Below are 22950 nucleotides of genomic sequence, written 5' to 3' on the forward strand. Positions count from 1 at the left end.
GCCGGTTGCCCGACGCTGTCGCGCCGGACCGGCCCGTGTCCGGGCTCCCTACTTCCGCACCCCGGGCAGCCACGCGGGCAGCCATCCGGACAGCCGGCTCCCCAGGGAGCCCGCGTGCCGGCCGCGGGCGTGCTGGTCGAGCTCTTCCAGGAGGCGCTGGGAGCGCGTGTCGACGTCCAGCTCGTCGAGGACCCGGTCGATCTCGGTGAGCAGCGCGCCGTGCAGCTGCCAGTGCGCCGGATCCGCGCGGGCGGAGTCCCGTAGCCGCTCCGCGAGCAGGTCGCGGTGGGCGCGGGCGACGGCCAGCTCCCCGGTCAGGCGTGCCTCGGCCTCTTCCGCGTTGGCGCTGACCTGCGCGGTGATCAGCTGGGCGAAGCTCTCCACGGCGATCGCGGTGTGCCGCAGGACCTGCTGGAGGGCGGCCGCGGTCCCGGCGTCGAAGAGCGGGCCCTCGGGGCGGGCCTTGGCCAGGTCGGTCAGTGTCCGGCAGGCCACGCGCAGCACCACCGCGCAGATCTCCAGGGTGTCGAGTCCGGTGCGCAGCACCAGCCTGAACAGCAGCCCCTCCTTGACCCGCGGATTGAGCCGGAGGCTGTCCTCGGCCTGCCGGAGGGCGGCGTCGACCTGCGCGATGTCGTTGTCGAGGCGCCGCGCCTCGTGCAGCCGGGCCGCGGCCTGCGCGACCCTGGCCGGTCCGAGGGGTTCCTCGCCGAGGTGGTCGAGCAGCCGGCTCATGCGCAGTGCGAGGTCGGTGATCGCGGTACCGGCCGGGCCGACCCAGAGGGGTGGCGCCAGCAGGAGGTTGACCAGCAGGCCGATCACCGCGCCGATGACCGTCTCCAGGACCCGGTCCCAGGCCGTGTCGGTCACCTGGGTGACACCGAGGACGAGCATGGCGCTGATCGCGACCTCGGGCACGAACTCGTCGACCCGGACGAGATGGCCCACCACCAGGGAGGCCAGGATGAGCAGGCCGAGGCTCCACCAGGTGAGGCCGACGAGCACGCTGAAACCGATCGCGATCAGGACGCCGACGACCACGGCGTTCACTCGGCGGATGCTGGTGGTCAGCGTGGAGTACAGGGTGACCTGGACGACGAGCAGGGCGGTCAGCGGTGCGGTCAGCGGGCTCGGCTCACTGCTCAGGCGCAGAGCGACGGCGTAGCTGACGACGGCCGCCGCGGTGGACCGCAGGGCCTGGACGGCGACGGGCTCGCGGCGGCGCCGCGCGACACGGGTGACGAGCCTGTTGATCATTTCCGGCATATTCCGGTCCTGCCCCCGACCTGGCCGGATGACGCCTGCCGGGCCGGTTCTTTCTCCATTCCTCCGACGCCGGGCGTGCGGCCGGGCGCGGGAGGCCCGCCGTCGGGACCGGCTCGCCGAACCCGTCTACGGCGATGTCACGCGGGTATACCGGTGGTGTTCGGCAGTGCGCCCCGACCGGGCCCGACAGGGGTCCCGAGAGGGTCCGGACGAGAGGAGACGCCGTGCAGGGCATGGAGAACAAGCGTCAGGAGCCGGGGAAGGGCCGCGAGGAGCAAGCGCAGGAGCACCCCGGTCCGGATCCGGTACACCCCGAGGCCAGCATGCCGACCGCGGGCAAGAGCCCCGAGGAAGTGCGCAGGATGCAGGAGCGGCGGATGGCCCGCGATCGGGACCACGACGAGGCCGGCTGACACGGTCGGGCGGTGGGCGGTGGGCGGCGGGCGGTGCTCCGGTTCCGGTTCGGCTGCCCGCCGCGCGACGGCGCGTCGGGGCGCGCGGATGAGACGATGCGTCCGGGCGCGCGTCCGCTATTTGCTCGAGATGCCCGTGATGACCGGATCCCCCAGGGGCGCCGACTCCGGGCTCAGCCCGGCGCTGCGCAACGCGGCCGAGGCCAGTGCGAGGGCCTCGCGTTCGCCGCCGGCGGTGTCCGCCGCCTCGACTTCGAGGTGCAGGGCGAAGGCGGACGACCCCGAGTAGAAGGTGATGATGTCCAAGTCCTCTTCGACGCCCAGGTCGGTGGTCCGTGGGTCCGCCGGTCGGAGGGCGCGGAGCAGCTCCGACCGGGCCTCCGGGGTCAGTTCGGTGAGCAGCGTGCCGGGAACGGTGACGACGTAGAGAGTCATGCATGACCGGATGCCCCGCCTCGCCGGGGAAATCCCCCTCCGAGCCCGCGCGGGCCCCGGGTGGTGGTCCGGATATGACTCGATCGGCCGTCAGAATGCCGCTCGGTACGGCTGTCGTGCGCAATGCCGGGCACACGCGCCACGGCGGGACTCTCCCGCCGTATCACCGCGAGGAGGAGGACAAGATGCTGCGAGCAGTGGGCTGGGCGCGGTCGTTCCCGGTGTCGTACGGGGTGCGCGCGGCGCGCCACTGGGCGCGCGAGCACCTGGAGACCCTGCCCTGGACCGCCGAGGCCCCGGACACCGTCGACGCGATCCTCGTGACCGTGTCCGAGCTGGTGACCAACGCCCACATCCATGCCCGCAGTCCGGCGCAACTGGTCCTGACCTGGGACAGCCGGTGTCTGCACGTGAGCGTCAGCGACGAGGACGCCCGGCTCCCCGGTCCCCGTGACCCGAGCACCTCGGCCACCTCCGGCCGCGGGCTCGCGATCATCGAGGCGCTCTCCGACACCTGGGACGCGCACGCCCGCCACGGCGGCAAGGCGATCACCGCATGCTTCCGTCCGCCGTGCGGCCCCGATCCCCATCCCGACCCCGGCCCCGGCCCCGGCGGCGGGCAGTCCCCGGCGGGGTGAGGCGGGGCCCGGGTGGCGCGTGGAGTCGGTTCAGGCGGCGGAGACCCGGCCCGTGGCGTCCTCGCCGACGGCGTCCCAGGGCGGGGCCGCCCCCAGCTCGGTCCAGGCCGCCAGGGCGTCCCCGTCGACGCAGACGATGCCGCACACGGCGGCGTACTCCTGGGCCGGGGCGGTGAAGGAGCTGGTGGTCACGACGATCGCGACGTCCGCCTCGTGGACGGCGAAGCAGGTGCCGCCGAACCGTTGCAGGTCCTGCGAACCGACCCGGTTGCCGTCGCCGTAGTGCTTGCACTGGAGGACGACGCGCAGACCCTCCGCGGTCGTCGCGATGACATCGGCGCCGAGGTCCCCCGCCCCGCCGACCACCTCCACCGCGGTGCAGCCGTCCCGCGCGCACAGCGCGGCCACCGCGTGCTCGAAGCCGTCGGCGTCGACCGCGGCGTGGTCGAGCGCCCCGGCCCCGATGTCGGGGACGTCCGCCGCCGCCCCCGCGCCGTACCCCTCGGGCCGCGTACTCGCCGTACTGGCCGTACTCGGCGGGCCGGCGGGGGTGGAGCGGCGGCCGGGTGCCGGGCCCCGCCGTGCCAACGCCACGCCGACCGCCAGGACGAACACCGTGGCGACGGGTATCGCGAACGCCTTGGCCCCGGACGCTCCGGCGCTCCTGAGGAAGACCGCCAGGCCTCCGACGCAGATCGCCACCAGTCCGACGGCCAGCACCACGTCGCGCACCAGCGGCGCGGAGCCGCGCCCGGGTATGCCCGCCTCGTGCTCCGACGACCTCATACGGAGTCCCCCTCTCGTTCACGCGCGCCGCGGTCCCGAGCCCCAGATGGGCTCGGGACCGCGGCAGCCGACGTACGCCTCCCGTCTGGCCAAAGTCCCGGGCCTCAAACGGGGAGCGGCTTCAGGTCCCGGTCGGCAGACCGGTCCGGAGCCGGTCACTCGGGGTGCGCCACCGCGTCCTTCTGCAGTTGCACCGCAGCCAGCAGGCTCAGCGTGCGCTCCGCCTGCCGCAGCGCCTTCACCGCGGCGACCGAGGCGATGTCACCCGTGAAACCGACGGCGCTCAGCCGGGATCGGACCCAGCGGGCGCGCAGCTGGGCCTCGGTGGCACCGGCGGTGGCCTCGGCGAGAGCGACGGCGCGTTCCAGGCCGGGGCGCTCCTCGGGCGAGGCCTCGGCCAGCGCCTCACGCAGGGCGGCCGCGATCGTGTCCGCGTCCCGGACGAGCAGTACGACGTCGTGCTTCGTGTTCCGTCCCAGAAATCCCGTCATGCCGATCATGGTGGTGGGTGTGTGTCGCGTACGGCAAGGGACTTGAGGAGCCGCAGAGGTTCAGCCGGGGCGAGCGGCGGGAGGGCCGATCGGGCGGGGCCGGGCCGGGGCCGATCGGGCGGGGCCGGGCCCAGCGGGTGCGTGAGGCAGGGGGCTGCTCTAGCGTCGGATGAGGGAGGGGACGCACTGCCGAGCCGGTCCGGCGCGGGGGCCGGAGCCGTGTGGCCGCACGTCGGCCGCAAGCGCTCGGCGCCGTTCCACATGGTCCGGCATGCCCGGGTACGCAGAGCAGGGCCCGGGTCCCGGGCCGCGCGGTGATACCGAGAGCAGGTAGGTCCCATGCGCACGTCGACCCGTACCGCAAGCCGTATCGCAAGCGTTCTCACCGGCCTGACCCTCGCCTTCGGAGGCGCGGCCCTCACGGCCCCCGCCGCCCACGCGGACGTCAGGGCCTGCATCAACCAAGTCGAGCGGGAGCTGAAGGGTGGCGAGGCTCCGGAGGCCGTCCGCGCGGCGTGTTACGTCGGGGTGGCCGGCGCTCAGGACGAATGCGTGTCCGGCCTGGCGGAGAGCAGCGTGACCCACGGAACCGCGGTGGCCGCCTGCCGCGTCGCCGCCCAGTAGCGGAGGTCGAGGTCCAGAGAGGCCGCGCCGTCCCGTCTCTCCGGACTCGCTCCTCTGCGCAACAGGGCCTTCGTCTGCCCGGCGTCGCCTGCCAGGACTGCCGCGAAGAGGCGGCGGGAGAGCTTCTTCTGTCGGCGCCGCTTCATAGCCGGTGAGGCCGGCGATCACGGCCTAGAGGTGCACCTCGGGGGGAAAGCCGGTCCAGCGCAGGTCGGCGGGCAGGTGCCGCATGTCGTTGGCGAAGACGACCGAGGCGGCCCGGCCGGGCGCGTACCGGATGACCGTGAGCGAGGCATTGCAATGGTTGAGGCCGAGCCAGCGCCACCGCGGGGCGTGCATGGCCTCCCGGACGAGCCAGGCGATCAGGAAGTTGTGGGTGACGACGAGGTCGTGCCGGTCCTGTTCGCCGTCCACAGGACCGGTGAACGCGTCCAGCGCCCGGCGGGCCAGCGCGGGTCCGCGCTGCCGCTCCTCCTCCGTGGCACCGGCGAGGAAGCGGAGGTAGAAGTCCGCCGATTCCTCCGGGAGCTCGCTCCTCCCCGGCGTGTAGGGGACGTAGTCACCGGCACATTCCGAGACGCGCAGGGGGACGTTCTCGAGCTGCTCGCCCACCAGGCGTGCGGTCTGCTCCGCCCGGAGCAGCGGACCGTGGTGAACAGCCGCGAAGGGGGCGTTCCGCAGGCGTTCGCCGAGCAGCACCGCTTGCCGACGGCCGCGCTCCGTCAGCCCGCTCCCGTCCGGCGACGCCTCCCCGTGCCGGACCAGATGGAGGTAACGGGTAGCCATGCCGGTCATCGCGAACTCCTCGGTGCCCACTGAACGATCAACGATCCTGCACTCAACGATCTTGCGCGTCGATGGACGGGACGCCGCCTGCTCCCGCGCCGGTTCCCACTTCGGCGTCGTCGGCCGAACCGCGCGCCTCAGATGGGAAGCGTCCTGGGGAACGAGAGCGGCGGTCCGCCGTACGCCGGCCACAACGCCCGGCGGCGCCCTGGATCCGGGTCCCCGCCCCGGTTGACCGAGGTAGTGGTTAGCTGCCATATTACTTACATGCCCCAGGACGCCGATCGCGACTTCGCCCAGCCGACACTGGATCAGGCCGCGCGCCAGATCCGGCACTACGGGCTGACCGCCGATCCGCAGGCCGTGCTGGTCGCGGTCCGGCTGATGGCCACCGGCGCCCGGCTCGGGCAGGCGGCCGAAGTGCACTTCGGCAGGTTCGGTCTCTCCACCGGGCGCTACCGGCTGCTGGCCGACCTCGAGGACTGCGGGGGTGAGAAGTCGCCCTCGCAGCTGGCGGCCGGGCTCGGCGTATCGCGGGCCACGGTCACCGGGCTGGTGGACGGGCTGGAGCGGGAAGGCCTGGTGGCCCGCCGCTCCTCGCGGGACGACGGCCGGGGAACGGTCGTGGTGCTGACGGCGCGCGGCGCGCGGCGGCTGCGCGAGATGGCGCCCGAGCACTTCCGGCGACTGGAAGCGATGGTCGGAGGGCTCACCGAGGCCGAGCGCGGGACGTTCCTCGAGCTGTTGGAGCGCATCGCGCAGGGCGTCGGGGCCCTGGTGGAGGAGTAAGAGCAGGGGAGTGACGCAGTTCCCCCCGCCGCTCGTCGGCGGGGCTTTTCATCGCCCATGTAGTTAGGTAGCTAATCAATCGCGCTCCCGGGAGGATCGCATGACCCAGCTCAACCAACGGACGGGTGAACGGACCACGGGTCCACCGCCGTTCGCGCTCTGGCGCGAGGTCGCCACGGCCTACGTCGCGCCCGCGGTGACGGCGGGTGCGGGCGCGCTCGTCGGGGGGAACACCCGGCTGCTGTGGGCCGCCGGAACCTCGATAGCCGGAACCTCGGCCGTGGTCGCCCTGCTGGTCGGCGGCTGGCTGCAGTGCTTCGGCCGCCGCCGCGCGACCGGGCCGGCGCGGCGGGCCGCCGTGTCACTGGCCGGGGCCGCCCTCGCGGCCGCCCTCGCCTTCGCCTGCGCCTGGGCGGCCCAGCGGTGGCAGCCCGGATGGACCGGGCCGTCCCACCAGCCGTGGCGCGACCTCCCCTTCCTCGACCGGCCCTTCCTCGACCGCCTCTCTCTCGACCTGCCGCTCTCCGCCGCGCTCGCCGCCACGATCGTCGGCTGGCGCTGGCGCAGCCGGTTCACCGCTCGACCCCTGGAGGAAAACCGATGATCATCGTTATGGGAGCAACCGGGATGACCGGCGGCGCACTGGTGCGCAGCCTGGCCGACGGCGCGGTGCCCTGCCGGGCCCTCAGCCGCGCACCCCACCGACTGCGCGACCGCCTCGGCCCGGCGGCCGCCCCGCTGGTGGAGCCCCACGTCGCCGACGCGGCCGACACCGCGTCGCTGCGCGCCGCGTTCAGTGGCGGCCGCCAGCTCTTCCTCACCATGGAGAACGGCCCGCGGCAGACCGAATTCGAGCTGCGGGCCATCGAGATCGCCCTGGAAAGCGGCATCGAACACATCGTCAAGATCTCTTCCCCGGCCGTCGAGCCGGACTCCCCGGTCGCCATAGCACGCGGCCACCACACCGTCGAGACCCGGCTGCGGACGGCCGGTATCGCCGCGACGGTCCTGCGTCCCTACGCGTTCATGCAGAACCTCCTGCTGCTCGGACCGAGCGTGTCCCGCGGTGACCTGCTCGTGGGCGCGATGGGCCGGTCGCCGTGCAACTACGTCGACTGCCGGGACATCGGCGACGTGGCGGCGGCGGCGCTCACCCGGCCCGAACTGGCCGGCGGTACATACACCCTGACCGGAACGGAGACCTGCTCGTTCGGCCGGCTCGCCGAGCTGCTGGGCCGACTCCGGGGGCGGCCCGTCCGCTACCTCGACCTGCCGCCGGAGCGGTTGCGCGCCCAGCTGACCACGGAGCGTGGACTGCCGGGCTGGCTGGCGGACCACGTGGTGGAGATCCAGCGGCTGGCGGTCACCCGACCGGAGGCGCCGACCGACACGGTCGCCCGGCTACTGGGGCGCGCCCCGCGCGGGTTGGAGGCCTTCCTGACGGAACACATCGACGTGTTCCGCTGAGCCCCGCCACCGCTCCCGCACCTGCTACGGACCGACCAGCAGCGCGGCCAGTTCGCCTCGGCTGCTCGACCGGTGCAGGTCGCTGACCTGGCCGTCACCGACCTCGACGACCCGCCACACCCCGTCCGTACGCAGGGCCACATCGGTGGTGACGAACCGGCATCCCAGCCGCCGCACCGCGGACCCGATGTGATCGAGGTCGGGTGCCAGCCCCCGCCCGGACGGGCTGTCCGGGTGGGGTGTCAGCATCCTGGGTCTGCCGTCCAGCCACCACACGCGCACTTCGGCCGCGACGGACTCGAGACGCGAGAACTCCTCGAAGGCGCGGAGGACGACGCCACCCGTCAGGGACTCCTCCTGGAGCTCCACGAACCGTCGTACGACCCGTGTCAGTCCCGCGGTGTCGGCGAGGTCGGGGATGAAGCACGCCTGCTCCCACTCGTGCTTGCGGGATTTGACGTAGTCCTTCACGATTCCCGCGCCCCGCGGCAAGGGTTCGGCCAGAACAGCCAGGTCTTCGGAGGTCACCCTCTCACCGGGTTTGGTGGGGCGCCATGCGCTGGCGGGCGTGATGTCGGCGAACACCCGGTACCAGCCCGGCAGTTCATGGGCCGTCCGGTACTCCTCCGGGGTGACGAGCAGCTCGGTGCCACGGCGGCCGAGGGCTTCGGCCAACGCGGCGTACCGGTCGGCGGGAATCATCCAGCCCCGGTACCAGGCGCTGCCCAGTCCGGCCGGCACGCGTGCGACAGCCTCCTGTGCGTCGCCCCCCAACAGCGCGTCGTGGTCGATCAGTGCGACGGCCCCGCCGGCGGCGCGCACCTCTTGAGCCTCCGGCGCGAAGTGTTCGTCCACGCGTCGGGGGTTCAGCGGATCACGGCAGTACAGAACGGGCATCGGCATGATCGATACGCTACGGCCTTTCCCACGCCCGGGGAATCCGCCAGACTGGCCCGGTCGTTGGCGGGGGAGCAGAGGATGAGCGACAGGCGCGGCAAGAGGCGGACCGCCCCGATGTCATCCCGGGCGGTGACGCGCCTCAGCGTGACGACCGCGCTCGCCACCCCCTGCGCCCTGATCGGCCTCGCGGTTCTCGCGAGCAATCCCGACTACAGCCCGCTCGGCATGATCACGGGTGGGGTGGTGCTCATCGCCGCCCTGGGAGTGGTGGCCGGGCTGCGGCCCACCTGGTGGCTGATCGGTCCGGCGCTGGTGCTGGAGATCGGCCTGCTGGTCGCTTCCTTGCCCGCGGTCCGGGCCGAGGTGCTCGTCCTGCGAGGGGTGCACACCCCGGTGGTGGTGACCACCGCCCACCGCGCCAGGGACCGGGCCGGACACATCAGTTGGAGCTGTGACCTGCGCCGCGCGGACGGCGTGGCCCTGCCGCACGCCGTCCTCGAAGGGTACGCGGGCTGCTCCGGCCCCGCTGACGTCGGCCGGACCCGGGATCTCCTGGTGGACCCGGCCGGCTGGGTGCCTCCGCGAGCGCGGGACGTGGACCGGGTGGGCCTCGACGAAGGAATCGCCCTGCTCGGCGCGGCAGCGGCGCTCTTCGCGGGACTGGCCATCGCCGCAGGCCGGCTCTACCTGGGAGCCGCCGACCGGGCCCGGTCGAGGCCCACCCCGCCCGGCCGGCGCCCACCTCACCCGGCGAAGCGCCGCCGCTGACGGGCGGGGAGGGCGAAGGCGGGCGAAGGCCGCGGCGCGTCAGGCATCGTCCACGCTGGACAGGGCGGTCGTGATCAGACGCGTGGCGAAGTCGGGGTCATCGGCGATGCGGTTGATGTGTTCCGCGAGCAGGAAGGCGGTGGCTTCCAGGGGGTTCATCTCCTCCGGGGTCCACTCGCCGTACTGCCCCCGCCACAAGCTGGGGCTCAGCCCGGTGCTCGCGGCGATGACCAGGCCGGCCATGGTGGGAATGGCCTCCGGCCGGATGCTCCTGGGCATCATGCGCAGCGAGGACACCAGGTGGGGCACCACGTACTCGATCACGTCCTTGTCGTGCTTCTCGTGCGCCTGCCGCAGCCACGTCACGAACATGAAGATGAGCGTGCACGCCCCGTCCAGCAGGTCACTCGCTCCCCTGGGACCCAGCGATGCGGCGAACTGCTCGATCAGCTCCTGTTGTTCGGGGTCGGCCCCGTCCTTGCCGTCATGGATGCTCTTGAGCCGCGAGTCGATCATCATGAGCGCCGCGCCCACATCGCCGGCGGGTGCGTGCTGAGGGTCGTAGGGCGATGACACAGAATCTCCTCCTCAGGTGCCTCGCCGCCCGGTCGGTCCGCGCGTGTCCACACGCGGACGGCCGCGAGGTGGTGCGTGGTGCCGATGCGTACCCACGGCCCGCTCGTTCGATGCACCCGCTCGGCGGTGCCATGGGTCAGGAGACGACGGGAGCGACGTCCACTTCGGTCAGCTTGACCGTGCACAGCCCGCCGCGCTCGCTCTTCACGTCCGTCACCTTGAGCTGCGTGCCCGGCGTGAGAATGTACTCCTCCTCCCCGGTGAACGCGGAGAAGCGCTTGATCCCCACGGCCTGGTTGGCCGTCACCTCGAAGAGCGTCCGCTTGCCGCGGCTGCCCAGGAAGGACCGCGCCACGTTCAGCTCGGAGGTGCACGAGGAGACGCCCCACCAGGTGACCGTCCGCCCCACCGGGTACTGCGCCCGCAGGTCCAGCGACACACCGCGCCACAGTGGCCGCGTGTGCGCGGGCAGCCCCGCCACGGCCGAGAACAGCAACCGCAGGTACGGCAGGTAGGGCGTGACCCTGGTGCGGTCCGGGGAGCGGAGGACGGCGTTGATCTCGCGGTAGAAGGCGGACTCGCAGGTGTAGAGGTGGAGCGCGGCGATCGCGTCGGCGGACAGGCTGCCCGAGGTGTCGTCCGCCCGCCGCTTGCCGAAGTCGCGCGAGCGGTCGATGTGTCTGGCGAGCCCGGACAGCGCCTCGGCGACCGGAGCGACGGCGTCCTGGAAATCCATCAGCGGGGTAGCGAACACGCCGGTGATCGCGGGGAGGACGAGGCCCTCGTCCTTGACGCTGGTGAGCCGCTCCAGGTACAGCTGGTGCAGGTTCATGGTCGACTCGATGAAGGCGCCCATGCGCGCCGCCACACCCCCGTCCGCACCGGCGGTCCCCTCGTTCCACCCCTTGCTCGGCAGCCAGTCGACCGCGTCGGCGCCCAGCGAGGCGAGCGCCTCGTTCACCAGGGTGAAGTGATCGCCCTCGCAGAAGAGGTCGCCCTGCGCGGCCGGGTTCGCGTGGTCGATGTGGCGGACCTCGACGTCCGGGTACTTCTCCTGGAGCCGCAGGACGACCCGCTTGAGGTTGCGGGCGTGCGCACCCCACCACGCGAAGACGATCCCGCGGTCCTCCTCGGCGGCGTCCTGTTTGGCCTTGAGGATCTCCTCGATGATCCGTTCGGCGACGGGCCGCCAGAACGCCGTGTGCTGGTCGGTGCCCATCGCTCCGTCGCCGCTGGCGGTCAGCGAGGCGTTCAGCAGCAGCACGCCCTGGGTGAGCATCGCCTGGAACCACTCCGGCGGCTGGACGGTGTCCCGCTCCTTGAGCAGCGCGCGGACGTCGGCGATGGGCGTCTTCTTGGCGATGCCGTACTTCCACATCGCCGCGGCCTTGATGAGGCAGCGGATGCTGACGACCCTGCCGAACTGGCTGTCCTTCCAGTCGTTGAAGGTGTTGTCGAACATGGCTATGCCGGTCGCGCTCTCCGGCCGCGGGTAGGGGTTCTGGCCGAAGGCGACGACCTTCCACTTGTGCGGCGGGTGGGGCTTGAGAGCCTGGAAGGTCAGCTCACGGACCGGGACGACCTCGGGGCTGCGGCCCTTCCCGATGAACCGGGAGGCGTCCGGCAGCCCCTCGATGACCGGCTTCAGGAGCGGCAGCCAGGGCTCACCGCCGCCGTCGAAGAGTTCGGCGAGAGACAGGGGGTCGTTCACGTCGGTCACGGGGGAGGTGCTTTCGGTCGTCGTGGTCGAGGCGGGGACGTGGCCGGCGGCCTGGACGGCCGGCGCGACGGCGGGCGCGGCGGCCGGTTCGTCGGCGGGGACGGGCGCCACGGTCGGAGGCACGATGCGGACCCGCTCCTCGACGGGGGCGTTCTCGATGCCGTTCAGCTGCGTGATGATCGTGGTGCGCAGCTCGTCGTCGTTCTCGAACCAGTGGTCGTGGAAGAGCGTGTAGCCGGTCCACATCAGATTCGCGCACACCCTGGCCGGGACCCGGCCGGTCTGCGCACCCATACCGACCAATGCCACGGACCGGATGCTGCCCGGCGCCTGCCGGTTCTGCCGGTGGACGGCCTGGAACGCGGCGGCGCACGCCAGCGCCACGTTCACCGTGGCACTGACGTTCTGCGAGGACCGCACCATGGTCGGCGTCGATATCAGGTACCGGGGAGTGGTCGCCCCCGAGGGGACGCAGACCGCGCTGCCCACCGGGAGGGCTCCGGTGAACCGATCGCGGATCGCGCGCTGCACCCGCAGCTGGATGCCGGATCCGAGGTGGCGCTTGATGGCGGCGTCGACTCCGCCGTCCATCCGGCCAAGGGAGTTCGTCGGAGTGACCCAGGCATCGACGTCCTCGTCGAGGATCGAGCCCTTGCGGATCTGGACGCCGGGGGTGTCCGCGAACGCCGCCCGCCACGCCTCCACCACGCGCTCGTTCACGTCTGTCAGCACCACCCTCAGCGGGTGCTGAACACTGCTCTCGGTCATCGTCCACTCCTGTCCGGAAACGGCCTGCGCAACACCCCGAATGTATCCCTCACCACTGACAACGCCGTTCCGGGAAGGAGGCGGTGACCAGCCGTCACGGCCCCGGGAACGCGCCTCACGCCGAACGCTCGGCGAGGGCGTCGCCGATGCTCAGCGCCCGGAAATCGGTGGGGCTGATGCCGTACGCCTCGCGGAAGGAACGGCTGAAGACCACCGGTCCGCTGAACCCCCAGCGGGCGGCGATGGCGCCCACCCGGCGGCCGCGGAGACCGGGGCGGGCGAGGTCGGCGCGGCACTGCTCGAGGCGCCGTCGGCGTATCCGGGCCTGGACGCTCTCCCCCTGGCCGTGGAAGAGCTGGTGGAGCGTGCGCACCGAGATGTTGTGGTGAGCCGCGATCGCCGAAGGGTCCAGCTCAGGATCGCCGAGATTGTGCTCGATGAAGGCGTGGATCCGCTGCACCAGCGCCTGGGTCCGGACTTCGGCGGGAAGCTGGCTCTCGACGTCCAGCTGCTGGGCCAGGCAGGCCGTCGCGAGGTCGACCGCGACCGTACCGAGCCGGTGCAGCTCCTCCGGAGTGCATTCGGCGCCGTGGTCCTCGAGCGAGGTCATGAACGACGCCAGGATCGCGGCCATGCCCTTGTCGCCGGGGATGCGGCGGGCCAAGACCTGGTCGAGGCGCTGGGTGCGCAGGGGCATGATGTGCCGGGGCAGCAGCAGGATGGTCGCCCGTACCTGGCCACCCGCGGCGGGCATCTGGTTGTCGGAGGGCCGCGAGGTGTCCCAGAGCATGAGGTCGCCGGCTCCGATGGTGCACTCGCTGCGGTGCTGCGACAGCGAGGTGGCTCCCTTGCGCAGCAGGGCCAGTTGGTACTGCTCCGGGTCACCGCGCCGGATCATCGCGGACGTGCGTCGCGAGCGCAGGGGCGACAGGGTGAACCTCGACGCACGGATCTGCCCCAGGTCCAACACCGCGGCCTCTCCCTGGAATTCGGCGGGCCGCTCGCTGCTGAGTGCGGCGGGCATCACCTCGCGCGAGACGATGTCGGAGTACCAGTCGAACCGTTCGCCCGCTGGTACCTCGCCCGTTGACAACACCGACCACATCCAGCGCTCCCTGTTGGATCCCATCTACAAGATCCCAGGATGCCGCCTGCGGTTCCCGCGCGGCGGGGCGGGTCCTCCACCGGCCCCCGGCGGTCCGGTGCCCCGAGGCCGGCCGCCGCCCGCGCCGCCTGACCCGCCGAACTCGTGGAATCGCCGCGCCGCCGGGCGTGTGAGCCGGGGGCGCCGCGGGTGGAGGTGTTTGCTGTGCGCAAGGAAGGTCCCATCCGCGGGGCCGCCATGCGCCAGAAGGAACCCGATCATGAAGTTCGCACAGATCGTCGATTTCGAGACCGAGCGCATCGACGAGGTGCGCGACCTCCTGCGCGCCTACGAGGCCGACGCGGCGGGGCGGACCAGCACCCCGACCGCCCGCACCCTGCTCAAGGACCGGGCCAACCCCAACCGCTACCTCGTCCTGGTCGAGTTCGAGTCGTACGAGACGGCCATGGCCAACAGCAAGGCGCCCGAGACCAGCGAGCTGGCCCAGGCACTCTCGGCGTTGATGACCAGGCCGACGGTCTACACCGACTGCGACATCGAGGACCGCCAGAACATCGGCTGACCCCAGCCTGATCCCGCCGGGCCGGGACGTGCCGGGCCGTGCCGCGGCGGGTCTGGCGCCGGGGGCTACGCGTCGCCGGGAGCGCGCAGCTCGCCCGATCGCGCCACGCGGGAGTACCAGCGGGCGCTCGACTTGGGCGTGCGCGCGAGGGTCTCGTAATCGACGTGGACCGCACCGAACCGTTTGGCGTACCCGTACGACCACTCGAAGTTGTCCAGGAGCGACCAGAGGAAGTAGCCGCGCACGTCCACCCCGGCTTCGATCGCCCGGTGCACGGCGTCGAGGTGCGCGTGGACGTACGCGGCGCGCTCCGGGTCGTGCACCGTGCCGTCCGGGCCGACCTCGTCCTCGTACGCGGCGCCGTTCTCGCTGATCACCAGGGGCAGGCCGGGGTACCGGGCGGCGGTCCGGGTCAGCAGGTCGAACAGTGCGCTCGGGTCGACCGCCCAGCCCATGGCCGTACGGTCGCCCGGCGCGCGGTGGAAGGCGACCTCGTCCGCGCCGGGCCAGGGCGAGTGCTCGCTGTTGCCGTGGCCGTCGTCCTGCGGCCGCTCCGCACCCTTCGCGACGTGCGAGACGACCGTCGGCGTGTAGTAGTTGACGGCGAGCAGGTCCAGGGGCTGGTGGGTCACGGCGGTGTCGCCGTCCTGGACGAAGGACCAGTCGGTCAGGTGGGCGGTGTCGGCGAACAGGTCCTCGGGGTACGCCCCTTCCATCATCGGCCCGAGCCAGATCCGGTTGCCGACGGCGTCGATGCGGCGGGCCGCGTCCCGGTCCTCGGGCGAGGGGGTCAGGGGGCGGATCTCGTGGAGATTGAGCGATACGGCGAGCTGACCGTCCCCGGGCAGCGCGGCCCGCAGGGCCTGTACGGCGAGGCCGTGACCGAGGTTGAGGTGGTGGGCCGCGCGCAGGGAGGCGACCGGGTCGGTGCGACCGGGGGCGTGGACCCCGGAGCCGTATCCGAGGAACGCGCTGCACCAGGGCTCGTTGAGCGTGATCCAGCGCTTCACCCGGTCCCCGAGGGCCTCCGCGACGAAGCCCGCGTACTCGGCGAACCGCTCGGCGGTCGAGCGCTCCGGCCAGCCGCCCGCGTCCTCCAGATCCTGTGGCAGGTCCCAGTGGTAGAGGGTGAGGGCGGGCTCGATGCCGGCGCTGAGCAGCTCGTCGACGAGCCGACGGTAGAAGTCGAGGCCGCGCTGGACGGCGGGTCCGCGGCCGGTCGGCTGGACCCGGGACCAGGAGACGGAGAACCGGTAAGCGCCCAGGCGGAGTTCGGACATCAGCCGGACGTCCTCGCGGAACCGGTGGTAGTGGTCGACGGCCACGTCACCGGTGTGGCCCTCGAAGACCTTGCCCGGGGTGTGCGAGAAGGTGTCCCAGATGGACGGGGTCCGGCCGTCCTCACGGGCGGCGCCCTCGATCTGGTACGCGGCGGTGGCCGTGCCCCACAGGAAGCCGGGCGGGAAGGTGCGGACGGCGGCGAGCGGCCGGGTATCGGACGCGGTCATGGCGGAGCGCTCCCAACGCGAGTGCGGATGAGGGTGGGGTACGGACAAGGGGAGGGGCGGGGAGAGTGGGGCGAGCCGGTCAGTTCTTGACGGCGCCGGCGGTGATGCCGCCCACGATGTGCTTGCCGAGCACGGCGAAGACCAGCAGTAGCGGCAGCGTGGATATCAGCGCGCCGGTCAGCACGACGGCCTGGTTCACCGTGTGATTGCCCGCGCCGAGACCGGCCAGCGCGACCTGGAGGGTCGGGTTCCCGTCGGGGGTCAGCGCGATGAACGGCCAGAAGAAGTCGTTCCAGGCCTGGACGAAGACGAGCATCCCCAGGACCGCCATCGCGGGCCGGGCCACCGGGAACACCACGTGCCAGATGACGCGCAGGCTGTGCGCGCCGTCCATCCGGGCCGCCTCGACCAGCTCCACCGGCAGTGCTTCGATGAGGTACTGCCGCATGAAGAACACGCCGAAGGCGGCGACCAGCGAGGGCAGGACGACCGACTGGAGCTGGTCGATCCAGCCGAGGTCGGTGATGATCTGGTAGAGCGGGATCACGCTGAGCTGCGGCGGGATCGTCATGGTCGCCACGACGAGCGTCAGCAGGGCGCCCCGGCCCCTGAAGGGCAGCTTGGCGAAGGCGAAGCCGGCCAGGGTGGAGAACAGGACCGTGGACAGGGCGACGAGTCCGGCCACGATCGTGGTGTTGACCAGCGCCTCGCCCATGTCGACCTGGTTCCAGGCGAAGGAGAGGTTGTCGAAGAGCCGTGGGCCCGGCAGCAGCGGGGCCGGGGCCTCCACCACGCGCTCGCCGGAATGGGAGGCGGCGACGATGTTCCAGTACAGCGGGAACAGGGAGATCAGCGCGGCGAGGCCCAGCAGGACGTAGGTGAGCGGTCCCGCATGGTGCTGACGGCCTGCCGACTGGCGAAGCCGCCTGGCGCGCGGCGCCGCGGGGGGCGTGGCCGAGTCCGTGTGCGTGCTCGTCGTGGTCGTGGTCGTGGTCGTGGGCGTCGTCGTGTCGAGTGTGCGGGCCATGAGTTCAGCTCCCCGGCTTCTTGCGCTTGCGCTTGCGGTTCGAGCGGCTGATCAGCGCCTGGACGCCGCCGATGAGCAGGAGGAGCAGCAGCATGACCCAGGCGATGGCGGAGGCCTGGCCCAGCGCGCCGGTCACCCACCCCTTCTCGTACATGAGCAGGCTCAGCGTCTGGAACTGGTTGCCGCTGCCGCCGCTGATGCCGACGCTGCCGCCGAAGAGCATCGGTTCGCCGAAGAGCTGGGTGGCCCCGATCGTGGACACGATGACCGTGAAGAGGATCGTCGGCCGGATGGAGGGGATGGTGACGCTGAGGAACTGGCGCCAGCGCGAGGCCCCGTCCAGCGCCGCGGCCTCGTACAGATCCTGCGGAACGGCCTGCATCGCGGCCAGGTAGATGAGCGCGTTGTAGCCCGTCCAGCGCCATGTCACGATCGTCGAAATGGCGATCTGCGAGGGCCACTTGGAGGACTCCCAGGCGACCGGGTCGAAGCCCAGCCAGCCGAGGGCCGTGTTGATCAGGCCGTAGTCCGTGTTGAACAACTGCGCGAAGACGAGCGTCGCCGCGGCGATCGAGGTGGCGTAGGGGGCGAGGATCGCGACCCGGAAGAAGCCCCGGCCGCGGAGCTTGTAGTTCAGCAGGTGCGCCAGGCCGAGGGCCATCAGCAGCTGGGGCACGGTCGAGATGACACCGATGGTGAAGGTGTTGGCGAGGGCGTTCCAGAAGAACTCGCTGGTCGCCAGGGAGGTGTAGTTGTCCAGCCCCTTCCACTGAGCGCTGCCGCCGAGCTCGACCCGGTGGAGCGAGAGCCAGCCCGTGTAGATCAGGGGGAAGAGGCCGAAGGCCGCGAAGGTGAGGAAGAAGGGCGCGACGAAGACGTACGGGACCGCCTTGATGTCCAGGCGGTAGAGCGTGCTGCGCCAGCCGGGGCCGCGGCCGGAAGGGGGCTTGCCGGAGCCGGGGGCGAGGGGCGGTGCGGCCGGCGGCGGGGAGCCGCCGGTCGTCGCCCGAACGGAGGTGGCCACGAGGGCGTCCTTCCAGATCGATGCGTGCGGTGGTACGGGCGGTGACGGCCCGCCGCCCGCAGGCGGCGGCGGGCCGCGTGCGACCCCCGGGACTGCCTAGTGGTCGATCTTGTCGTTGACCAGCTTCTTGACGTTCTCCCAGGCCTTCGCCGGGTCGGTGCCCCGCTGCTCGATGTCGAGGATTCCGTTGTCGGTCAGGAAGGTCTTCACCTGGCCGTCCCAGCGGCTGATCGGTGCGGGCGTGATCCCGGCCGCGGCCTGCGAGTAGATCCTGCCGACCGGGGTCTCACCGAAGTACGGGAGCTTGGCGTCCTGGACCGTCGGGGAGCTGAGCGTGTCCTTGGAGGACGGGATGTTGCCGTTCACGGCGAACACCTTGGCGTGCTGCGCCGGCGCGGTCAGCCAGGCCGCGAGCTCGGCCGCCTCCTTGGTGTGCTTGCCCGACTTCGGCACGCCGAGGAAGGCGCCGCCCCAGTTGCCCGCCACGGGCGGCGCGGCGATGTCCCACTTCCCCTGGTTCTCCGGGCCCGCCTGCTCCTTGATGATCCCGGTCATCCAGCTGGGGCAGGCGACGGTGGCGAACTTCGTGTTCTTGAAGGCCGCGTTCCAGGTGCCCTTCTCATCGAACTGGCGTAGTTTCGCCGTCAGTTCACCCTTCGCCGCGGCCACGGCGGTGTCCCACGCCTTCTTCACCCCGGGGCTGTTCTCATAGTCCAGCTCGCCCTTGGTGTTGGCGTACTGCACCGGCTGGCTGGAGACCACGGCGTTGAAGAGACCGCTCGCGGAGTCGTGGAAGGCGGTTCCGGCCGGTGCGTTCTTCTTGTACGTCTCGCCGGTCTGCAGGAACTTCGCCCAGTCGCCCGCCCACAGCTTGGCGACCTCGGTGCGGTCGGTCGGCAGACCGGCCTTGGCGAAGAGGTCCTTGTTGTAGCAGATGGCCATGGGGCCGATGTCGGTGCCGAGGCCGATGACCTTGCCGTCCGCCGTCGTGGCCTGTTTGACCTTCCAGTCGAGGAACGCGCCGAGGTCCGCGCCGCCCGTCTTGCCGAGGTCGGTCCACTTGTCCGCCATGGCGGGGCCGGTCGCCTCCGCGATGTAGCCGACCTCCAGGGCCTGGATGTCCGCGAGGCCGCTGTTGCGGGAGAGGCGGAGCTTGAGCGTGTCCCAGTACTTCTGGCCGTCGGCGACGTTCGACTCTTCGATCTTGATGTGGGGGTGGGCCTTCTCGTACTCGGCGTAGAGCTTGGCCCCGGTGGCGTTGTCGTAGCCGAAGGAACCGAAGGTCCCGATCCGCAGCGTGATCTGCTCGCCGCCGGACGCGCCGTCGTCGCTGTCGCCGCCGCCGCAACCGGTGAGCAAGGCCGTACCGGTCGCCACCACGGCCACCGCCGCGATGGCCGTGCGGCGTCCGCGTCTGCTGCTGGATGTGCGCATTCCACTCTCCTCGTCCAAGGTGGTGCTCGTTGTGCGCCAAGCGGTCCGTGGGCTGTTCGCGGCTCGGCGAGGGCCCGCCCGGACCGGATGTGAGGGTCGCTCTCGCTTACACGGGGTGGGAACGTGGGGTGGGAGCGCTCCCATATCGATGCCGGAAGGTTGCTGCCTGGCGGGTGCGGGTGTCAAGAGATGAACGCGATTTCATTACGCGGAGGTAAGCGGTGCCCGTTCCGGGCGATTGCGGCCCCATTCTGGCGCGGGACGCCGTCGGCTCGTGACGTGGGGCGTGGCGTCACGAAGGGATCAAGGGTAGTGTGGGAGCGCTCCCATATCTCCGGTCGGCGTAACGTGTGTCCCGCGGCGGACGGCGGCGGGATCCACCGTCTTACCTGATCAGCCGACCGGGCGGCGCGTACGGCGCGGAGCGCGGTGTCGCACGAGGGGAGTTCGAGAGTCGTGAGCGGACGGCAGAACGCCAGACCCACCCTGGAAGAGGTCGCGGCCCTGGCCGGCGTCGGCCGGGGCACGGTCTCCCGAGTCATCAACGGCTCGCCACGAGTGAGCGAGCAGGCCAAGGAAGCCGTCGCCCGCGCCGTCGCCGAGCTCGGGTACGTACCCAATCAGGCGGCCCGGGCGCTGGCCGGAAGCCGGACGGACGCGGTGGCCCTCGTCATCCCGGAGACCGAGGCCCGCCTGTTCGCCGAGCCGTACTTCCTGGACCTGATCCGCGGGGTCAGCGCCGAACTCGGCCGGGCGGACAAGCAGTTGTTGCTCACCCTGGTCCGGACGAAGGCGGAGCGGCAGCGCTTCGAGCAGTACCTGGCCGCCCAGCGGGTCGACGGCGTCCTGCTGGCGTCCGTCCACGGGGACGACCCGCTGCCCGACCTCATAGCGCAGCTGGGGCTGCCCGTCGTCATGAACGGCCGGCGCTCGGAGGCCGAGCCCGTCGACTACGTGGACTCCGACAACATCGGCGCGGGCCGGGCGGCCGTCGCCCACCTCGTGGGGCGGGGCCGGTGCGCGATCGCGACCATCAGCGGGCCGCTCGACATGTACGTGGCCCGCGCGCGCCTGGGCGGCTACCGCGCGGGGCTCGCCGAGGCGGGCATCGTGCCCGACGAGTCGCTCGTGGCGACCGGCGACTTCACCGAGGAGGGCGGCCGGCTGGCGATGCGCGAGCTCCTGGAGCGCGCCCCCGGGCTGGACGCGGTCTTCGCCGCCTCCGACGTGATGGCGGCAGGCGCGCGCGGCGTGCTGCGCGAAGCCGGGCGCCGGGTCCCCGAGGACGTCGCCCTCGTGGGAGTCGACGACTCGGCTGTGGCCCGTCTGATGGATCCGCCCCTGACGAGCGTGCGCCAGCCGATCGAGGAGATGGGCCGCACGATGACCCGGCTGCTGCTCCAGAAGATCGCGGAGGGGTCCGGGGCCGGTTCCGCCCCGACGCGGGAGCGGGCCGAGGAGCCGCGCAGGGTCCTCCCGACGGAGCTGATCGTGCGGGATTCCTCATGAGCCGACGACGGCCCGGGGCGATGCGTACCGGGTCCGCCGACCGTGAGCCGCCCGGGCTGACCTGGCTGACCGCGCCGCCCGGGCTGACCGGGCCGACCGCGCCGCCCGGGCTGACCGCGGCGGGGTCGCTCGTGCCGAGGCCGGAGCGGTATGCGATCCATGGATCCATGGGGCCGCGTACCGCTCCGGCTGCTCACCGGTCGTGCGTCACAGTGCCGGGTAGGCGTTCTTCATGAGCTCCTGGAACTGCGCGGAGAACCACTGGCCCGCGAGCGGCGCGTTCGGGAGGGCACCCGACATGCTGTTGCCGTTCCGCACGTTGCCCGTGTAGGTCGGGTCGCACATCCGGTCGAAGCCCTTGCCCTCGTCGTTCGGGATCTCCTTGCTCGCCCCGTCCGACTCGCCCGGCGCCTTCATCCACACGTACGCGTCGATGCCCGGCGCGGGGGCCGCCTGCGGCCGCTCCCCGATCCCCGCGCCCGCCTGGTTGCACCAGTTGCCGGGGTTGATGCGCCGGTCGTAGCGGCCGCCGTTGACGTAGGTGTCGACGCTCGTCATCGCGCCCGGTCCGGTCGGCCGGGCGGCGCCGCCCCAGCCGTTGCGGGAGGTGTCGATCAGCATGCCGAGGTTGGTGTCGAAGCCCAGGGAGACCAGCTTGGTCCGCATGGCCTGGGCGTACGACAGCTCGTCGGTGTACCGGTTCCAGTCCACCCACTTCGACTGTCGTACGGAAGTGCCGTTGACGGAGTCGTCGATCGAGAAGTGATCCTCCTTCAGGGCGCTGTAGTTGGCCGTGTTCACGATGAAGCCGTGCACCTTGGAGAGCGTGGACCCCTCGGCGGTCGCCGCCTGCTTGAAGAGCTCGGCCGAGGCGCCGAAGTTGTCGTCCCAGCCGAGCCAGCCGTGGTGTCCGGCGTCCACGTAGTTGTAGACGTTGGCGATCGACCCGAGCTTGTTCAGTGCGTAACCGACGCCCTTGATGTAGTTGCCGTTGCTCTTCATCACGTCGCAGTTGGCGGTGGCCGTCGGGCGGCCGGAGACGTTGGTGACCTGGTTCGGCAGCGAGTCGATCTCGACGGTGGTGACGATCCGCAGGCCCGCGTACTTGGGGTCGGCGAGGATCGCGGCGATCGGGTCGATGTACTGCGTCTTGTACTTGTCGATCTCGGTGGGGCCCAGCTCGCCGTTGGAAGCGAGCGCGGCGCAGTCCCGTCCCGGCAGGTTGTAGATCACCAGCTGCACGACGAGCTCGCCGCTGCCCTTCTGGGCCAGGGCGGCGTTCAGGTGATCGCGCAGCCCCATCGCGCCGTTCGCGCCCGTGATGGCCGCGATCCGGTCGATCCAGACACCGGTGGGCTGGTTGGACACCCTCGTGCCGCCCGGCTCGGCGGCCGCCTTGGCGGACCACTCGGGGTTCACATAGACCTTGGCGCCGGCGTAAGGGTTGTCGGCCTTGCCGCCGGAGGGCGGAGGCGTGGTGGGCGGCGTCGTCGGGGGTGTGGTCGGCGGCTGCGACGGGTCGGTGGCGCCGTTGCACGTGACGCCGTTCAGCTTGAAGGTCGCGGGGACGGCGTTCGTGCCGTTGTGTGAACCGTTGAACCCGAAGGACGTCGAACCGCCCGTGGCCAGGCTCCCGTTGTAGGAGAGGCTCTTGGCGGTCACGGCGGCCCCGGACTGGGTGATCGCGGCGTTCCAGCCCTGGGTGACCTGCTGGCCGTTCGCGTAGGACCACTCCAGGGTCCAAGAAGCCACCGGGTCACCGGTGTTGGTGACGATCACGTTGGCGCCGAAGCCGTTGTTCCACTGGTTCGAGATCTGGTACTCGACCTTGCAGCCCGCGGCGGCGGCTCCCGCCGTGGAGGTCATGACGGTGGCGCTGGCGCCGGCGGCGGCGACGAGAGCGAGGGCCGCCAGGAGGGCGGTGCGGGTGGTGGTACGGCTGGTCGTGCGGGGGATCGTGCGGCTCATTTCGGGGGTGCCTTCCGTTCGGGGCGCGGTGGTGGCGCAGCCCGGTGCGAATGAGGTGGACGCGTGCGCGCAGGTGCTCACCGTGGGGGAGCGGGTGAGTCGCCTGCCCGCCTCGTGGGCGTACGTGATGCACGGGACCCGTGCGAAGTGGAGGGCCCCGGGGGTCGGGGCGGCGTCCAGGAGGTCCCGCGTGCCGGTGGCCGTGAAGACGGTGACCGCGGAGGAGACGGTGACCGCGGAGGCGGTGACCGCGGAGACGGCCTAGGCGATGCCCGGACCGGTGTCACCGCCGCGGCCGGTGCGTGCCGGCTTGCCGGGCGGCGCGGACGGACGCGGGGGTGGGGGATGTCGCATGGGCGACTCCTTGCAGCGAGGGCGCGCCCTGA

24 protein-coding genes are annotated in these 22950 nt (G+C 71.8%); 10 read left to right on the top strand and 14 right to left on the bottom strand.

The genetic code is table 11. The features are described 5' to 3' along the window. Positions 1–48: 48 nt before the first annotated feature. Positions 49–1266 (bottom strand): FUSC family protein, encoded by a 1218-nt coding sequence (locus tag ABT084_RS00295; protein ID WP_351037227.1) that lies wholly within the window; start codon positions 1264–1266, stop codon positions 49–51. 233 nt (positions 1267–1499) lie between these two features. Here ABT084_RS00295 and ABT084_RS00300 point away from each other — a divergent pair, with 233 nt between their 5' ends. Then, entirely contained in the window at positions 1500–1679 is a 180-nt protein-coding gene (locus ABT084_RS00300) for a hypothetical protein (protein WP_351037229.1), read from the top strand. A 117-nt stretch (positions 1680–1796) separates the two neighbouring features. Here the strand turns inward: ABT084_RS00300 and ABT084_RS00305 are convergent, their stop codons facing one another. Then, positions 1797–2114: a hypothetical protein gene (locus ABT084_RS00305; RefSeq protein WP_351037231.1), complete on the bottom strand. Its 318-nt coding sequence runs from the start codon at positions 2112–2114 to the stop codon at positions 1797–1799. Between the two features lie 185 nt (positions 2115–2299). Between ABT084_RS00305 and ABT084_RS00310 the strand changes: the two genes are divergently transcribed. Further along, entirely contained in the window at positions 2300–2752 is a 453-nt protein-coding gene (locus ABT084_RS00310; protein WP_351037233.1) for an ATP-binding protein, read from the top strand. A gap of 30 nt (positions 2753–2782) precedes the next feature. On the opposite strand, the gene ABT084_RS00315 is transcribed toward ABT084_RS00310, so the two are convergent. Next, on the bottom strand, positions 2783–3538 hold the full coding sequence (locus ABT084_RS00315) for a restriction endonuclease (protein ID WP_351037235.1): 756 nt from the start codon (positions 3536–3538) through the stop codon (positions 2783–2785). 155 nt (positions 3539–3693) lie between these two features. Next, positions 3694–4029, bottom strand: a complete 336-nt coding sequence (locus tag ABT084_RS00320; protein ID WP_351037237.1) for a hypothetical protein — start codon at positions 4027–4029, stop codon at positions 3694–3696. A 339-nt stretch (positions 4030–4368) separates the two neighbouring features. Here ABT084_RS00320 and ABT084_RS00325 point away from each other — a divergent pair, with 339 nt between their 5' ends. Then, on the top strand, positions 4369–4653 hold the full coding sequence (locus ABT084_RS00325) for a hypothetical protein (RefSeq protein WP_351037239.1): 285 nt from the start codon (positions 4369–4371) through the stop codon (positions 4651–4653). A gap of 171 nt (positions 4654–4824) precedes the next feature. Here ABT084_RS00325 and ABT084_RS00330 read toward each other — a convergent pair whose 3' ends face one another. Then, complete coding sequence (locus ABT084_RS00330; protein WP_351037241.1) at positions 4825–5448, bottom strand: histidine phosphatase family protein; 624 nt, start codon at positions 5446–5448, stop codon at positions 4825–4827. A gap of 258 nt (positions 5449–5706) precedes the next feature. On the opposite strand from ABT084_RS00330, the gene ABT084_RS00335 reads away from it, so the two are divergent. The 3 genes from ABT084_RS00335 (at position 5707) to ABT084_RS00345 (ending at position 7695) form a co-directional block, all read left to right on the top strand. Beyond that, a complete protein-coding gene (locus ABT084_RS00335) occupies positions 5707–6228 on the top strand; it encodes a MarR family winged helix-turn-helix transcriptional regulator (RefSeq protein ID WP_351037242.1) in 522 nt (173 codons plus the stop codon). Positions 6229–6328: 100 nt separating this feature from the next. After that, entirely contained in the window at positions 6329–6832 is a 504-nt protein-coding gene (locus ABT084_RS00340; RefSeq protein WP_351037244.1) for a hypothetical protein, read from the top strand. Beyond that, the gene (locus ABT084_RS00345; RefSeq protein WP_351037246.1) at positions 6829–7695 is read left to right on the top strand and encodes an NmrA family NAD(P)-binding protein; all 867 of its coding nucleotides are present in this window, start codon (positions 6829–6831) and stop codon (positions 7693–7695) included. Before ABT084_RS00340 ends, ABT084_RS00345 begins: the two co-directional genes overlap by 4 nt. 24 nt (positions 7696–7719) lie before the next feature. Here the strand turns inward: ABT084_RS00345 and ABT084_RS00350 are convergent, their stop codons facing one another. Continuing rightward, positions 7720–8598: an ATP-grasp domain-containing protein gene (locus tag ABT084_RS00350; protein WP_351037248.1), complete on the bottom strand. Its 879-nt coding sequence runs from the start codon at positions 8596–8598 to the stop codon at positions 7720–7722. A 75-nt stretch (positions 8599–8673) separates the two neighbouring features. Here ABT084_RS00350 and ABT084_RS00355 point away from each other — a divergent pair, with 75 nt between their 5' ends. Next, positions 8674–9363: a hypothetical protein gene (locus tag ABT084_RS00355; RefSeq protein WP_351037250.1), complete on the top strand. Its 690-nt coding sequence runs from the start codon at positions 8674–8676 to the stop codon at positions 9361–9363. A gap of 39 nt (positions 9364–9402) precedes the next feature. Here the strand turns inward: ABT084_RS00355 and ABT084_RS00360 are convergent, their stop codons facing one another. The 3 genes from ABT084_RS00360 to ABT084_RS00370 form a co-directional block, all read right to left on the bottom strand. Beyond that, the gene (locus ABT084_RS00360) at positions 9403–9939 is read right to left on the bottom strand and encodes a hypothetical protein (protein WP_351037252.1); all 537 of its coding nucleotides are present in this window, start codon (positions 9937–9939) and stop codon (positions 9403–9405) included. A gap of 136 nt (positions 9940–10075) precedes the next feature. Beyond that, a complete protein-coding gene (locus tag ABT084_RS00365) occupies positions 10076–12427 on the bottom strand; it encodes an ADP-ribosyltransferase domain-containing protein (protein WP_351037253.1) in 2352 nt (783 codons plus the stop codon). Between the two features lie 115 nt (positions 12428–12542). Next, positions 12543–13556: an AraC-like ligand-binding domain-containing protein gene (locus ABT084_RS00370; RefSeq protein ID WP_351037254.1), complete on the bottom strand. Its 1014-nt coding sequence runs from the start codon at positions 13554–13556 to the stop codon at positions 12543–12545. A 235-nt stretch (positions 13557–13791) separates the two neighbouring features. On the opposite strand from ABT084_RS00370, the gene ABT084_RS00375 reads away from it, so the two are divergent. Beyond that, positions 13792–14094, top strand: a complete 303-nt coding sequence (locus tag ABT084_RS00375; protein ID WP_351037256.1) for a hypothetical protein — start codon at positions 13792–13794, stop codon at positions 14092–14094. Positions 14095–14159: 65 nt separating this feature from the next. Here the strand turns inward: ABT084_RS00375 and ABT084_RS00380 are convergent, their stop codons facing one another. The 4 genes from ABT084_RS00380 to ABT084_RS00395 all read right to left on the bottom strand — a co-directional run bounded on the left by ABT084_RS00380 (position 14160) and on the right by ABT084_RS00395 (position 19087). Further along, a complete protein-coding gene (locus tag ABT084_RS00380) occupies positions 14160–15602 on the bottom strand; it encodes a GH1 family beta-glucosidase (protein WP_351037257.1) in 1443 nt (480 codons plus the stop codon). A 79-nt stretch (positions 15603–15681) separates the two neighbouring features. Continuing rightward, on the bottom strand, positions 15682–16629 hold the full coding sequence (locus tag ABT084_RS00385) for a carbohydrate ABC transporter permease (RefSeq protein WP_351037259.1): 948 nt from the start codon (positions 16627–16629) through the stop codon (positions 15682–15684). Between the two features lie 4 nt (positions 16630–16633). Then, a complete protein-coding gene (locus tag ABT084_RS00390) occupies positions 16634–17653 on the bottom strand; it encodes a carbohydrate ABC transporter permease (RefSeq protein ID WP_351037260.1) in 1020 nt (339 codons plus the stop codon). A gap of 96 nt (positions 17654–17749) precedes the next feature. After that, a complete protein-coding gene (locus ABT084_RS00395) occupies positions 17750–19087 on the bottom strand; it encodes an ABC transporter substrate-binding protein (protein ID WP_351037262.1) in 1338 nt (445 codons plus the stop codon). A gap of 456 nt (positions 19088–19543) precedes the next feature. On the opposite strand from ABT084_RS00395, the gene ABT084_RS00400 reads away from it, so the two are divergent. Then, on the top strand, positions 19544–20596 hold the full coding sequence (locus ABT084_RS00400; protein ID WP_351037264.1) for a LacI family DNA-binding transcriptional regulator: 1053 nt from the start codon (positions 19544–19546) through the stop codon (positions 20594–20596). Between the two features lie 207 nt (positions 20597–20803). On the opposite strand, the gene ABT084_RS00405 is transcribed toward ABT084_RS00400, so the two are convergent. Next, on the bottom strand, positions 20804–22564 hold the full coding sequence (locus tag ABT084_RS00405; RefSeq protein ID WP_351037266.1) for a glycoside hydrolase family 6 protein: 1761 nt from the start codon (positions 22562–22564) through the stop codon (positions 20804–20806). Between the two features lie 7 nt (positions 22565–22571). Here ABT084_RS00405 and ABT084_RS00410 point away from each other — a divergent pair, with 7 nt between their 5' ends. After that, on the top strand, positions 22572–22829 hold the full coding sequence (locus ABT084_RS00410; RefSeq protein WP_351037267.1) for a hypothetical protein: 258 nt from the start codon (positions 22572–22574) through the stop codon (positions 22827–22829). Positions 22830–22950 lie beyond the last annotated feature (121 nt).

Source organism: Streptomyces sp. NPDC002138 (assembly GCF_040296485.1).
Taxonomy (GTDB): Bacteria; Actinomycetota; Actinomycetes; order Streptomycetales; family Streptomycetaceae; genus Streptomyces.

Coding starts and splice junctions, on each gene's coding strand:
- ABT084_RS00310 (WP_351037233.1), top strand. CDS start 2,300: ATGCTGCGAGCAGTGGGCTGGGCGCGGTCGTTCCCGGTGTCGTACGGG.
- ABT084_RS00320 (WP_351037237.1), bottom strand. CDS start 4,029: ATGACGGGATTTCTGGGACGGAACACGAAGCACGACGTCGTACTGCTC.
- ABT084_RS00300 (WP_351037229.1), top strand. CDS start 1,500: ATGGAGAACAAGCGTCAGGAGCCGGGGAAGGGCCGCGAGGAGCAAGCG.
- ABT084_RS00405 (WP_351037266.1), bottom strand. CDS start 22,564: ATGAGCCGCACGATCCCCCGCACGACCAGCCGTACCACCACCCGCACC.
- ABT084_RS00335 (WP_351037242.1), top strand. CDS start 5,707: ATGCCCCAGGACGCCGATCGCGACTTCGCCCAGCCGACACTGGATCAG.
- ABT084_RS00330 (WP_351037241.1), bottom strand. CDS start 5,448: ATGACCGGCATGGCTACCCGTTACCTCCATCTGGTCCGGCACGGGGAG.
- ABT084_RS00345 (WP_351037246.1), top strand. CDS start 6,829: ATGATCATCGTTATGGGAGCAACCGGGATGACCGGCGGCGCACTGGTG.
- ABT084_RS00350 (WP_351037248.1), bottom strand. CDS start 8,598: ATGCCGATGCCCGTTCTGTACTGCCGTGATCCGCTGAACCCCCGACGC.
- ABT084_RS00375 (WP_351037256.1), top strand. CDS start 13,792: ATGAAGTTCGCACAGATCGTCGATTTCGAGACCGAGCGCATCGACGAG.
- ABT084_RS00325 (WP_351037239.1), top strand. CDS start 4,369: ATGCGCACGTCGACCCGTACCGCAAGCCGTATCGCAAGCGTTCTCACC.
- ABT084_RS00380 (WP_351037257.1), bottom strand. CDS start 15,602: ATGACCGCGTCCGATACCCGGCCGCTCGCCGCCGTCCGCACCTTCCCG.
- ABT084_RS00295 (WP_351037227.1), bottom strand. CDS start 1,266: ATGCCGGAAATGATCAACAGGCTCGTCACCCGTGTCGCGCGGCGCCGC.
- ABT084_RS00370 (WP_351037254.1), bottom strand. CDS start 13,556: ATGGGATCCAACAGGGAGCGCTGGATGTGGTCGGTGTTGTCAACGGGC.
- ABT084_RS00340 (WP_351037244.1), top strand. CDS start 6,329: ATGACCCAGCTCAACCAACGGACGGGTGAACGGACCACGGGTCCACCG.
- ABT084_RS00395 (WP_351037262.1), bottom strand. CDS start 19,087: ATGCGCACATCCAGCAGCAGACGCGGACGCCGCACGGCCATCGCGGCG.
- ABT084_RS00355 (WP_351037250.1), top strand. CDS start 8,674: ATGAGCGACAGGCGCGGCAAGAGGCGGACCGCCCCGATGTCATCCCGG.
- ABT084_RS00385 (WP_351037259.1), bottom strand. CDS start 16,629: ATGGCCCGCACACTCGACACGACGACGCCCACGACCACGACCACGACC.
- ABT084_RS00305 (WP_351037231.1), bottom strand. CDS start 2,114: ATGACTCTCTACGTCGTCACCGTTCCCGGCACGCTGCTCACCGAACTG.
- ABT084_RS00365 (WP_351037253.1), bottom strand. CDS start 12,427: ATGACCGAGAGCAGTGTTCAGCACCCGCTGAGGGTGGTGCTGACAGAC.
- ABT084_RS00315 (WP_351037235.1), bottom strand. CDS start 3,538: ATGAGGTCGTCGGAGCACGAGGCGGGCATACCCGGGCGCGGCTCCGCG.